Origin of the sequence: Pseudomonas sp. NPDC087358, from assembly GCF_044900785.1 — a bacterium.
In the GTDB taxonomy this organism is placed as follows: domain Bacteria; phylum Pseudomonadota; class Gammaproteobacteria; order Pseudomonadales; family Pseudomonadaceae; genus Aquipseudomonas.
The window spans coordinates 185,700-198,446 of sequence record NZ_JBJDOA010000010.1; the positions used below are offsets into that span (position 1 = coordinate 185,700).

Here is a 12,747-nt window from a genome sequence, read left to right on the forward strand (position 1 = left end):
GCTCGCGATGGCATTTTTTCAGTCACTGTTGAGGTGTCTGACACCACGCAATTGCGAGCAAGCTCACTCCTGCAAAGTCCTTACCCCTGCGGCAACGCCCGCTCCGCCGTCTCCTGATCAATGGGCAAGGCAAACCTGAAGGTCGCGCCCTGCCCTGGCACATCCAGCAGTTCGACCTTGTGCCCGTGTAACTGCAGGATCTGGTGCACGATGCGCAGCCCCAGCCCGCCATCGCGCCGTGCGCCGCCGATGTTGAAGGGGCGCAGGAACAGCCCTTCGCGCAACTCGGCGGCAATCCCCGGACCGCTGTCGCTGACCGTGACCTCGACAAAGTGGCCTCTGGGTGAAAGCGATACCTTGATCTCGCCGCCGCTGGGCGTGTGCCGCAGAGCGTTGTCCAGCAGGTTGGTGAGCACCCGTTCGATCAGTCCCAGGTCGGCGTGAACACCCGGAATCGACGGCGCGAAGCTCGGCGTCAGGCTCACCGCCTTGGCCTCGGCGCTCAACTCGAACTTCTGGAAAATATCCTGCACCAGGTCGGTCAGCGAAAAACGCTCCACCACCGGCACCACGAAGCCATGCTCCAGTCGCACCAGTTCCAGCAGGGACTGCGCCAGCCCGCCGACCTTGCGGCTCTGATCCAGCGCAATGCCCAGATAACGCCGGCGCTCCTCGGGACTGAGGCTGGCGTCCTTGACCGACAGCACTTCCAGATAGCCATGCAACGAGGCCAGCGGCGTACGCAGGTCGTGGGAGATATTGGCCACCAGCTCGCGGCGATCCTGACTCTGTCGAGTGAGGGTCTGCCATTGTTCGCTCAGACGGTTCTGCATCTGTTTGAAGGTCGCATCGAGCACGGCGATTTCGTCATCGCCATGACCTGCACGCTCAAGCCCCGCCGGCGCCAGAGCGACCGGTGCGGCATTGATATCGAACTGCCCGACCGATTCGGTCAAGCGACGCAACGGCCGGGTAATCCAGCCAAACGCAGCGAGTCCCGCCAGCAGGCAGAGCAAGGCGATCAGGCCGATCGACCACAGGGCAGTGTTCAACGCTTCGCTGGTCGCCCCACGTTCGGCAAAACGATCATGGGCTTCACCAAGCAGCACCACATAGAGAAACCCCGCCGGTTTGCCCATGACCATCAAGGGCGCGGCGCTGAACACCTTGCGCGCGTCCATGCTGCGTGGGTCGTCGCCGAGGATCGGCAAGGGTTCGCCCGCCAGCAGCCTGCGTACCGGCGCCAGGTCGATGCGATCACGCAGCACGCGGTCCCTGGGCGCGGCATCACCGACAATCCGCCCATCGCCATCGAGCAGGTACACCTCGACACTGGGATTGACGAGCATCAACTGGCTGAACAGTTCGCGAACCGCATCGGGCTTCAGGCCATTGGCGTCCATCAGTTGGGTGTCGCGGGCAATGTGCTGGGCAAGGTCTCGGGACAGACCCTGGACCACCTCCAGCTCATGCATCTTGTTGGAGCGCACCTGCAGCCATACCGAGGTGCCGCAACAGACCAACAGCAACAGGGCGAAGACCATCGACAAGCGTTGGCTAAGGGTCATTCTCACGACGGATCCCCCAGCGCCGCGCCGGGTTCGGCGAACTTATAACCCCGGCCCCAGACCGTGAGGATGCGCAAAGGCTGCGCGGGGTCTGCCTCGATCTTGGCGCGCAGGCGGTTGATATGGGTATTGACGGTGTGTTCGTAGCCTTCGTGGTTGTAACCCCAGACCGAGTTGAGCAGGTCCAGCCGGGAGAACACCTTGCCGGGCTGACGGGCAAAAAAGTACAGCAGGTCGAACTCCCGCGGCGTCAGGTCCAGCGCGCGCCCCTCAAGCGAGGCCTCGCGGGTCAGCGGGTCGATGAACAGTCCGGCGCTGGACAGGCTGCCGGCGTCCATCTTCAGATTGCGCGCCATGGCATCGACCCGGCGCAGCAACGCCTTGACCCGCGCCACCAACTCCATCATCGAGAACGGCTTGGCCAGGTAATCGTCGGCGCCCAGTTCCAGGCCCAGGATGCGGTGCATCTCGCTGGAACGCGCACTGGTGATGATGATCGGCGTGTAGCGGGTCATGGCCCTGGCCCGGCGGCAGATTTCCAGGCCATCGACGCCGGGCAGCATCAGATCGAGGATCAGCGCATCCCAGCCGCCCTGCTCGAGCAAGCGCAGGCCTTTTTCGCCATCGGCGCTGTGCACCACTTCAAAATGCTCATCGCGCAGGTGCAGGCAAATCAGGTCGGCGATATGGCTATCGTCCTCGACCACCAGAATGCGTTTGGGCTGATCCATTGAAAGCAAACCTTACGGGCGCATCGGTCGCGCAATGTGGCCATTGTGCCGACTTTGACGGCGGGCAGTTATCACGAATTGTTTAACTCTCGGTGAGGATTCGGGGAACAGCGCGCGCCTAGTCTTGCTTCATCGCATCACAGGCCGGCCTCGGCGCTGCCCCAGGAGATCGCTCATGCTTTCAAGAAGACAGTTCATGGTGCTCAGCGGCAGTGCCGGTGTGGCCGTCATCGCGCTCGGGGTTCTACCCAAGTTCGCCGATGGCCAGAGCATGACCCCGCAGGACGCGCCAATCGGCACCTTCGAGGTCAGCCACAGCGAGGCGCAGTGGCACACGCTGCTCAACGACGAGCAGTTTCAGGTGCTGCGCCGCGAAGCCACCGAACGTCCCTACAGCAGCCCGTTGAACGACGAACATCGCAGCGGCACCTTCGCTTGCGCCGGTTGCCAGTTGCAGCTGTTTTCATCGAGCACGAAATTCGACAGCCACACCGGCTGGCCGAGCTTCTGGGTGCCGCTGGACAACGCCACCGCGATCCGCACCGACACCTCGTTCGGTGTGCTGCGCAAGGAAGTCCACTGCCGTCGCTGCGGCGGGCACCTGGGGCACGTGTTCACCGACGGTCCGAAACCCACCGGCCTGCGCTATTGCATGAATGGCGTGGCGATGACCTTTTCAGAAACCACCGGCTGAACACTATAGGAGTGAGCTAGCTTGCGATCGCAATTTTTCCGTCGGCCCAGCTGTATCCGACTCACCGCCATCGCGAGCAAGCTCACGCCTAAAGGGATTGGCTGTCAGGCCTTACGTGCAACGTCCAGATATCTTGATCCATCTGAAGGGAATTAACCCATGCTCCTGATCATCCTCGCCTACCTGGGCGGCGTACTGACCATCGTCAGCCCATGCATCCTGCCGGTACTGCCATTTGTCTTCGCCCGCACCGGCCAGCCGTTCGTGCGCAGTGGCCTGCCGTTGCTGGTGGGTATGGCGCTGACCTTTGCCCTGGTCGCGACCCTCGCTGCGGTCGGTGGCGGCTGGGTGGTCCAGCTCAACCAGTATGGTCGCGGCCTGGCGCTGATCTTCGTCGCGCTGTTCGGCCTGACCCTGCTGCTGCCAAAGCTTGCCGAACGACTGACCCGTCCGCTGGTGGCCGCCGGCAGTCGCCTGTCGCAGAACGCAGGTGTGGACGCCCGCCCAAGCCCTTGGGCGTCCTTCATGATCGGGGTCGCTACAGGGTTGCTCTGGGCGCCTTGCGCAGGGCCGATATTAGGCCTGGTGTTGACCGGCGCCGCGCTGCAAGGCGCAAGCGTCGGCACTACGCTGTTGCTGTTGGCGTATGCCGCCGGTGCGGCGACTTCATTGGCATTGGCGCTGTTGCTGGGCGGCAAGGTGTTCAGCGCGATGAAGCGCTCGCTGGGTGCCGGTGAGTGGATTCGCCGAGGTCTGGGGGCCGCGATGCTGGCGGGTGTGGCCGCCATTGCACTGGGTCTGGACACCGGCATTCTTGCGCGGTTTTCCACAGCTTCCACCGGCGGTCTGGAACAGTCGCTGGTCGGACGGCTGACCGGCAAGGTGCAACCTGACAGCAATGTGATGCAAGGCGGCGCGATGATGGCGCAGAACACTGCCGGGCACGACGAAGCCGGCGCCAGCATGCAGGCATCGGGCGCGATGATGATGGCGGCGAAAAACACGACCTCCAGCCTGCCGGTCGAAGGCCAGTTGCCCTCGCTCAGCGGCGCGGTGCAGTGGCTCAACTCGGCGCCGCTGAGTGCCGAACAGCTCAAGGGCAAGGTGGTGCTGGTGGATTTCTGGACCTACTCGTGCATCAACTGCTTGCGTACCCTGCCCTACGTCAAGGCCTGGGCCGACAAGTACCGCGATCAGGGGCTGGTGGTGATTGGTGTGCATGCGCCGGAATTCGCCTTCGAACGCGACGTCAAGAACGTCAGCAAGGCTATTGGCGATCTGAGCATCAACTACCCGGTCGCCATCGACAACGATTACAAGATCTGGCGCGCCTTCGACAATCAGTACTGGCCCGCCCATTATTTCGCCGACGCCAAGGGCCAGATTCGCTATCACCACTTCGGTGAGGGCGCCTATGACGAATCCGAGCGGGTCATTCAGCAACTGCTGCGCGAGGCAGGCAACAGTCAGATCACCAGCGACCTGATCGATGCCAACGGCCACGGCGTGCAACAGGCGGCGGACATCAATGACGTCAAATCGCCGGAAACCTACCTGGGCTTCGAACGCGCCGAGAACTTCGTCTCCCCTGGCGGCGCCAAGGGTGATCGGGTAGCCAGTTACAGCACGCCGCAGCCCTTGGCGCTGAACAGCTGGGGACTGGACGGGCAATGGAACATCGGCGCCGAACGCGCCAGCCTCAATGCGCCCAACGGCCGGATCGTCTACCGCTTCCATGCCCGTGACCTGCATCTGGTGCTCGGCCCTGGCAGCGACGGCAAACCGGTGCGGTTCAAAGTCATGATCGACGGCCAGGCCCCCGGCGATGCGCACGGCATGGACGTCACAGCGGACGGTAGCGGCACCGTCACCGAACAGCGCCTGTATCAACTGGTGCGCCAGCCCGGTGATGTCGCCGATCACACCTTCAGCATCGAATTCAGCGACCCGGGCGTGTCCGCTTACGCCTTCACTTTTGGTTGATCGAGCCCAGGCTCAGGAGTGTCAGACATGAACATGCTCAGTTTCGGCCGCATCACCTTCGCCCTGCCTCTCTGGAGGCGCCATGGGCTGCGCCTGCTCCTGGGGGCCGCCGTGCTGCAAACCGCGGCCTGCTCGTTTGCCGGTGAGGACGCGGTGAGCATCGCTGCGCCGGTCAAAGACGAGGTGGTCAGCGCATCAGGCAGCGAAACAGCGGTGCTCGCCGGCGGCTGTTTCTGGGGTGTCCAAGGGGTTTTCCAGCATGTGCAGGGAGTGAAAAAGGTGGTATCCGGTTACACCGGTGGCAAGGCCGATACCGCGCAATACGAACGGGTCAGCGACGGCGATACCGGGCATGCCGAGTCGGTGGAGGTCACCTTCGACCCCGCTCAGGTGAGCTACGGCAAACTGCTGCAGATCTTTTTCTCGGTGGCGCATAACCCCACCGAGCTCAACCGTCAGGGCCCCGACCACGGCACCCAGTACCGTTCAGCGATCTTCCCGCGAAGCCATGAGCAACAAGCCGTGGCCCAGGCCTACATTGCTCAGCTGGATGCAGCGAAGTCGTTCAATGCGCCCATCGTGACAAAAATCGAGCAATACAACGGCTTCTATCCGGCCGAGGATTACCACCAGAACTTCCTCACCACCCACCCGACCTACCCGTACATCGTGATCAACGACCTGCCCAAGGTTGGCCAGTTGAAGCAACTGTTCGCCAATCGCTACAGCGAACAGCCGGTGCTGTTGAAGACCGCTCAATAACGGCTCGCTATAGGCCTTCGGCCAGAATCAGAGGCAGTCGGCACCAGCTCCTAGGGCCTTCGGTCAGAATCAGAGGCAGATCTGCAAACGCCTCTGGTTCCGGCGGACCGCCTTTCTGTAGGAGCGGGCTTGCCTCTGGGCCGCACTCGGACGAGCTGCCGGGCACCGACAGTCAAACCAGACGCCCTCGTCCTGTCAGATAGACCGCATCAGCGTCTGCGGGTCTGCCACTGTTCACTTGAAATCCCGGCTGCGCACATCAAGTCCGGTCAGCAGGGGCGTCAGGTCGAACAGCCTTTGCGCGATGATGTGGCGTACGCCCTTCTGGTATTCGAACTTGCCGAACACCTGCATCAATTGCGAGCCCACCAGCACCTTGCGCTGACGTTCGGCCAGGTCGCGCCAGACCACCACGTTGATCATGCCGTGCTCGTCTTCCAGGGTGACGAAGGTCACGCCACTTGCCGTACCGGGTCGCTGTCGCCCCACCACCAGGCCGGCCACGCTGAAGTTGCGCCCGTGCTCTTCGTGCAACAGATCCTTTGAGCTGCGAAAGCGCTTGGCCGCCAGCTTGTTGCGCAGCAACGCCAAGGGGTGCGGGCCCAGTGTGGTGCCGACGGTGTCGTAGTCAGCCATCAGATCCTGGGCCACGCTGGGAAGCGGCAGCGCCACTTGCGCTTCCTCGCCAAAACAATCATCACCAAACAGTGGACGCTGCATTTCGACCCCGGCAACCTCCCAGCGCGCCCGGTGACGATGCCCCACCAGCCCGCGCAAGGCGCCGGAATCGGCCAGCGATGCGCGGGCGCGGTTGTCCAGATCGGCACGCAGGCACAGGTCGGTGACGTCCTTGAACTCACGTTGAGCTCGTGCCTGTTCGATGCGCCGGGCATCCTCTTCACGAAACCCGCGGATCATGCGCAGGCCCATACGAATCGCCAGGTCCTGCGTGTACACCCGCCCTTCAACCGGCTCCAGCGAGCAATCCCAGTCGCTGAAGCGCACGTCCACCGGGTGCACATCGATCTGATGCCGACGGGCATCCTGGAGCAATTGGTCCGGGCTGTAGAAGCCCATGGGCCAGCTGTTGATCAACGCACAGGTGAAGGCCGCAGGCTCGTGGCATTTGAGCCAGCAACTGGCATAGGTCAGCAGCGCGAAACTGGCGGCATGGGATTCGGGAAAGCCATAGCTGCCAAAGCCCTTGATCTGTTCGAAGATGCGGTGAATGAATTCGTCCGGGTAACCCTTTTCCTTCATGCGCTCGCTCAGCCGGATGCGATGCGGCTCCAGCCCGCCATGACGTTTCCAGGCAGCCATGGAGCGGCGTAACTGGTCGGCTTCGCCGGGCGAATAATCAGCCGCGACAATCGCCAGTTGCATTACCTGCTCCTGGAACAGCGGCACCCCCAATGTGCGCTCGAAGACTTCCTTGAGTTCATCGGAGGGATAGGTCACCTCCTCTTCACCATTTCTGCGCCGCAGGTACGGATGCACCATGTCGCCCTGAATCGGCCCCGGTCGCACGATGGCGACCTCGATCACCAGATCGTAAAAGGTCTTGGGCTTGAGCCGCGGCAGCATCGACATCTGCGCGCGCGACTCGATCTGGAACACACCGATGGTGTCGGCGCGGCTGATCATGTCGTAGGTGGGCTTGTCTTCACTGGGAAGGGTGGCGATGGTCAGGTCGTAACCCCGATAGCGCCTGACCAGATCGAAGGTACGACGCAAGGCGCTCAGCATGCCCAGCGCCAGGATGTCGACCTTGAGCAGCCCGACCAGATCCAGATCGTCCTTGTCCCACTGAATGATGGTGCGCTCGGCCATGGCGGCGTTTTCCACCGGCACCAGGGTTTGCAACGGATGCTCGGAAATCACGAAACCGCCCGGGTGTTGCGACAGGTGCCGGGGAAAGCCGATCAATTCGCCGGTCAACGCCAATACCCGGCGCAACACCGGGCTGTCAGGCTCGAAGCCGCATTCGCGCAAGCGCTCGGCGGGCGGAATATTGTCGTTCCAGCGCCCGCAGCAGTCGGCCAGGGCGTTGATCTGGTCGGGCGGCAGACCGAGCACCCGCGCCACATCCCGAATCGCACCGGCGCCGTGATAAGTGCTGGCTACGGCGGTCAATGCCGCCCTGCCCCGACCATAACGGCGAAACACATACTGCAGGACTTCCTCACGCCGCTCGTGCTCGAAATCGACGTCGATGTCCGGCGGCTCGTCGCGCTCCTCGGAGATGAAACGTTCAAACAGCAGATTGCTTTTGGATGGGTCAAGTTCAGTGATGCCCAAGGCAAAGCACACTGACGAATTAGCAGCCGAACCACGGCCCTGACACAAAATACTCTGATCACGGGCGAAGCTGACGATGTCGTGCACGGTGAGGAAGTAACTCTCGTACTTTTTCACCGCGATGATTTTCAGCTCCTTCTCGATATTTGCCCTGGCCATGCCGGGCACACCTTCGGGCCAGCGCCGGCGTGCGCCCAGCTCGGTCAGGTGCCTCAACCAACTGCCGGGGGTGTGGTCGGCAGGCACCAGCTCGTGGGGATACTCGTAGCGCAACTGGCCCAGGTCAAAGGTGCAACGCCGGGCGATGTTCAGGGTTTGGGCCAGCAACGGCGCCGGATAAAGGTCAGCCAGCACAGCTTTTGGACGCAGATGCCGCTCGCCATTGGCAAACAGCCTATGCCCGGCCTCGGCCACGGTGGTGTGATGGCGGATGGCAGTCATGGTGTCCTGCAAGGCGCGGCGGCCTCGGGCATGCATGTGCACATCGCCAGTGGCGACGGCCGGGATGCCCAGAGCGCGGGCCAGGGCCAGCAACATCGTCATGCGCTTCTGGTCGTCCGGCCCGCAATGCAGCTCAACGCTCAGCCAGAGCGTCTGCGCAAAGATGCCGCGTAGCCATTGCCCGTGTTCCAGACGTACCTGGGCAGGTTGATCCAGGTCCGGCACCCATAGCGCCAACAGGCCTGCCACCGGGTGTAGAAAATCTTCACGCAACAACCGGTACTCGCCTTTCTTGCTGCGCCGCCGACCCTCGGTGATCAACCGGCACAAGGCCTGGTAGCCGGCGAGGTTCTCTACCAGCAGCACCACTTTCGGGCCGTTTTCGATGGTCATCTCGCTGCCGATGATCAAGGGCAGCTCAGACTCGCGGGCGGCCTGCCAGGCGCGAACGATGCCTGCCAGTGTGCATTCGTCGGTGATGGCCAAGGCCTGGTAGCCATGCAGCTTGGCCCGATCGAACAGCTCCTTGGCGCTGGACGCCCCGCGCTGAAAACTGAAGTTGGACAGGCAATGCAGTTCGGCATACTCGCAGCTCATGCGAACCAGCCATGCAGCGACAGGCCGCCGTCATCACCCACGCTGCGATAGGCCCAGCCGCGCTGGCCACTGCGGGTTTCGATGAGGTAGTAATCGCGGCGTACGTCACCACCGTCCCACCAGCCGGACTCGATCCGCTCAGGCCCGGCGAGCACCCGTACGCTGGACTGGCTGAGCGATTCGGGCTCAGGCAACAGCCAGCCCGGACGCGGCACAGGCCTGATACCCGACGCCACCTTGCTCACCGTGCCCGGCAGCCAGGCGCATTCGGGGCGATGATCGGCATGAAAGCTCAAGCCACTGACCGCCTCATCACCCAACCGCGCCCGTAGCCGTTCACGCAGTTGCTCCCAGGGCATGCTCTGTTGCGGGCGCTCATCGAACAGCTCGCGATGGGTTGGCACGAATGCCGGCAGGTCCCTGGCCTGCAATCTCAAGGCTCGCACCGGCGAGGGCACGACCACCTGCTCCAGCCGCCCGCGGGCCAGTTCGAACAGCATGTTGGCTTCACGCTCGGCACTGAGCAGACCCACCGGAATCTGCGTGTCCGGCGCCACACCGCCAACCCCGGGCACATGCTCAAGATGAATGATGAAGCGCTGTACGCCGCTGTCCCGCCCGCCCAGAAACAGCGCCAGGTCGGCGATCATGCGTTTGAGCGGGAACAGCAGCGCCTGATGGGATTCGACGTCGAAATTGAGCTCGATGCGCGTCTCGAAATGATCCGGCGGCACATAGCATTCCAGCGGCGCCGGCCTGCGTCCGGTCAAGGTATCCAGATGCGTCAGCACGTGAGCGGGAAAGCGCCGGGCCAGGGTATCGCGGGGCAAGGCCAATACCTGGCGCAGGCGATGCAGGCCCATGCGGGCAAATGCCGTCGACACCTCTTGCGGCAGACCGATGCGATTGACCGGCATCTGCTCCAGCACTTGGTTCAGGTTGTCGTTGCAGGTCAGCGCCATGCTGTCATGAGCATTGGCCAGCATACGCGCCGCCACAGGGTTGGGCGCCACGACGATACGATGGCTGAAACCCAATGCCGTCAGCTCCTGACGCAGGCGCGCCTCGAACACCGGCCACGGCCCGAACAAGCCAAGGCTGGATTCGACTTCCATCAGCAGCACGCGCGGATATTTCAGGCTGACCTGCGAGCTGAAGCGATAGGCCCATGCCGCCAGCAATCGGTGCCAGCGCTCGGTCTCGGCCGGGTCGTATTCAACCGTGGCGAATTCACGGGTCATGGCGTGGGCGGCTGTCAGCGATTGACCGGCACGCAAGCCCAGTTCGCGGGCAGCGGCATTGACCGTTTGCAGGACACGGCGCTGAGCCGTACCACTGATCAGCGCCAGCGGTTCTTCAGGATTGGCGCGACGACGCATGACGCCGTCCAGCGCCAGTTGTGGCAGCAGGACACAGGCCCAGAGCATGCAGACCTCAGGCGTCGGTGGTAAAGGGGATGGGTGAGGAAGGCGCAAGCCCGCCGCGGCATTTGAGCACCCGCAGTTGACTGGGTCGCACATCAATGGCGATGCGCAAGGCGGCCGGAGACGGATTGGCCGCCGCGTATTGCCCACGGCAGGCGAATGCCAGGGTCTCGCCGGTTTCCGCGGCGACCTGCAAGCGGCGCAAGGCGCGGTCGTCGACCTTGTTCGGCCAACACAACACCGCGCCGCAACTGCCGGAACGCAAACACTGCTCCACTGCCCACAGCGCGTCGCGCTCACTCGCCTGGATCACCGACAGTTGCCGCAAGTCGACCCCTGCCGCGTGCCAGGCCTGGGGGTAAGGCACGTAGGGCGGCGCCACCAGGACGATCCGCTCGCCACGCTCGGCCAGCCGCGCCAGGGTCGGCCACATCAGCCGTAGCTCGCCGCTGCCATTGGCGGCAATCAGGATTTCCGTGAGCGCCGCAGGTGGCCAGCCACCAATGGGCAGAGCCGCGTCCAGCAAGGCATGCCCCGTGGGTTGGGTGGCAACCGGCTGGACCTGCGCACGCCCTTTCCAGACCCGGCGCTCGTCCAGCAGCGCGTCGAGGCTGACCACTGCGCCCATCATTCGCGGCGCACCAGCCCGCAGAACACCCCTTCGATGGCGAAATCCTGATCGGGACGCACCACGATGGGCTGATAAGCCGGGTTGCGGGGCAGCAGACGAAGTTGGTTTTCAGCGCGCTCAAGGCGTTTGATGGTCACTTCGCCATCGAGCCGGGCGACGATGATCTGCCCGTCACGGGCCTCGGCACTTTGCAGGATGCCGACCAGGTCGCCGTCGAAAATTCCGTCTTCGATCATCGAGTCGCCCTTGACCCGCAACAGGTAGTCGGGGACGCGCAAGAAGGTGCGGCTGTCCAGGGTGAAGGTGTCATGGAGGTCGATGTCAGGGCCGATCGGGGCACCGGCGGCCACCCGGCCCAGAACCGGGATGTCGAGCATTTCGGCACGGCGTCCGGTCTGCACCAGTCGAATGCCCCGCGCCTGATTGGCAGTGACCTCGATATAGCCGGCCTCGGTCAGCGCCAGGATGTGCTTGCGGGCCACGCTGCGCGAGGCGAATCCGAAGGCTGCGGAAATTTCCGCGAGGCTCGGCGGCTGGTCATTTTGGGCGATGCGGTCACGGATGAAAGTGAGGATGGCAGCGCGTCGGGGGGATAGAGTCGTCATGGAGCACATTTGTACTCTTTTCGGATAATTCTGGCTAGCGCCGTTTATCAAGTGCTTGGAGAACGCTCAAAAGCCCGGGGTGGTGCAAGCGTGTGTAGCCGCACGGCTGGCCGGCGGTAGCGGTTTTCCGGACGCCAACGCCGGTAAGCCGGACTGCTACGCAGAGTTTGGATGATCCACCGCTCGACTGGGCGTCACCCGCAAGTCGTTTTTCGACACGACTTCACACAAACCACTTGCACGAACAATCTTATGGTATACCATCAGACCAAATACAAACCCGCATCAACAATCTGACCAAGAACCCGGGAGCCATTCATGAGTTTCGAAATTCGCAAGATCGTCAGCTACCTCGAAGAAACCCTGATCGAAGGCGGCAAGCCTACTGACACGCCGGTGACCATGGTCGGTCTGGCGGTGGTCATGAAGAATCCGTGGCTGGGTCGCGGTTTCGTCGAAGACCTCAAGCCTGAAATCCGCGCCAGCTGCTCTGACCTGGGCGCCATGATGGTGGAGCGCCTGACTGCCCTGATCGGCGGCGCAGACAAGATCCAGGCCTATGGCAAGGCTGCAGTGGTGGGCGCCGAGGGCGAGATCGAACACGCCTCGGCGGTCATTCACACCCTGCGTTTTGGCAACCACTACCGCGAAGCCGTTAAAGCCAAGAGCTACCTGAGCTTCACCAACAAGCGCGGTGGTCCGGGCACTTCGATCCAGATTCCGATGATGCACAAGGACGACGAAGGCCTGCGTTCGCACTACATCACTCTGGAAATGCAGATCGAAGACTCGCCGCGCGCCGATGAAATCATCGTTGTGCTGGGCGCTGCCAACGGCGGCCGTCTGCACCCGCGCATCGGCAACCGCTACATCGACCTGGAAGAACTGGCTGCTGAAAAAGCCCAGTAATGACACCGGCCAAAGCTGACGCGGTGTGGCACCGATCCAACCTCTGCAGCAGCACGGCTTGCCGGCGGCCGCGGTGGGTCATCCGACAAATGTGTTGCAGACCC

General features: G+C 63.0%; 10 protein-coding genes. 4 read left to right on the plus strand and 6 right to left on the minus strand.

Annotation, left to right across the window (positions count from 1 at the left end; translation table 11 throughout):
* Nucleotides 1-80 precede the first annotated feature (80 nt).
* Nucleotides 81-1,574, minus strand: a complete 1,494-nt coding sequence (locus tag ACI2KS_RS22160) for a sensor histidine kinase (protein ID WP_404623145.1) — start codon at nt 1,572-1,574, stop codon at nt 81-83.
* Nucleotides 1,571-2,299: a response regulator transcription factor gene (locus tag ACI2KS_RS22165; RefSeq protein WP_404623146.1), complete on the minus strand. Its 729-nt coding sequence runs from the start codon at nt 2,297-2,299 to the stop codon at nt 1,571-1,573. Before ACI2KS_RS22165 ends, ACI2KS_RS22160 begins: the two co-directional genes overlap by 4 nt.
* Before the next feature lie 175 nt (nt 2,300-2,474).
* Here ACI2KS_RS22165 and msrB point away from each other — a divergent pair, with 175 nt between their 5' ends.
* The 3 genes from msrB to msrA all read left to right on the plus strand — a co-directional run bounded on the left by msrB (nt 2,475) and on the right by msrA (nt 5,738).
* The gene (msrB, locus tag ACI2KS_RS22170; protein ID WP_404623147.1) at nt 2,475-2,993 is read left to right on the plus strand and encodes a peptide-methionine (R)-S-oxide reductase MsrB; all 519 of its coding nucleotides are present in this window, start codon (nt 2,475-2,477) and stop codon (nt 2,991-2,993) included.
* A 159-nt stretch (nt 2,994-3,152) separates the two neighbouring features.
* Nucleotides 3,153-4,976, plus strand: coding sequence for a cytochrome c biogenesis protein DipZ (locus ACI2KS_RS22175; RefSeq protein WP_404623148.1), 1,824 nt, complete (start codon nt 3,153-3,155; stop codon nt 4,974-4,976).
* Nucleotides 4,977-5,003: 27 nt separating this feature from the next.
* The gene (gene msrA / locus ACI2KS_RS22180) at nt 5,004-5,738 is read left to right on the plus strand and encodes a peptide-methionine (S)-S-oxide reductase MsrA (RefSeq protein WP_404623149.1); all 735 of its coding nucleotides are present in this window, start codon (nt 5,004-5,006) and stop codon (nt 5,736-5,738) included.
* Between the two features lie 234 nt (nt 5,739-5,972).
* Here the strand turns inward: msrA and ACI2KS_RS22185 are convergent, their stop codons facing one another.
* From ACI2KS_RS22185 to lexA, 4 genes are read right to left on the minus strand one after another with little or no spacing between them, the layout of a single operon-like run.
* A complete protein-coding gene (locus ACI2KS_RS22185) occupies nt 5,973-9,074 on the minus strand; it encodes an error-prone DNA polymerase (RefSeq protein WP_404623150.1) in 3,102 nt (1,033 codons plus the stop codon).
* A complete protein-coding gene (locus tag ACI2KS_RS22190) occupies nt 9,071-10,501 on the minus strand; it encodes a Y-family DNA polymerase (RefSeq protein WP_404623151.1) in 1,431 nt (476 codons plus the stop codon). The genes ACI2KS_RS22185 and ACI2KS_RS22190 overlap by 4 nt, the downstream gene beginning before the upstream one ends.
* Nucleotides 10,502-10,508: 7 nt before the next feature.
* On the minus strand, nt 10,509-11,126 hold the full coding sequence (gene imuA / locus ACI2KS_RS22195) for a translesion DNA synthesis-associated protein ImuA (RefSeq protein ID WP_404623183.1): 618 nt from the start codon (nt 11,124-11,126) through the stop codon (nt 10,509-10,511).
* Nucleotides 11,126-11,743 (minus strand): transcriptional repressor LexA, encoded by a 618-nt coding sequence (gene lexA / locus ACI2KS_RS22200; protein WP_404623152.1) that lies wholly within the window; start codon nt 11,741-11,743, stop codon nt 11,126-11,128. The genes imuA and lexA overlap by 1 nt, the downstream gene beginning before the upstream one ends.
* Nucleotides 11,744-12,052: 309 nt before the next feature.
* Here lexA and ACI2KS_RS22205 point away from each other — a divergent pair, with 309 nt between their 5' ends.
* The gene (locus ACI2KS_RS22205; RefSeq protein ID WP_404623153.1) at nt 12,053-12,643 is read left to right on the plus strand and encodes an amino acid synthesis family protein; all 591 of its coding nucleotides are present in this window, start codon (nt 12,053-12,055) and stop codon (nt 12,641-12,643) included.
* Nucleotides 12,644-12,747: the final 104 nt, after the last annotated feature.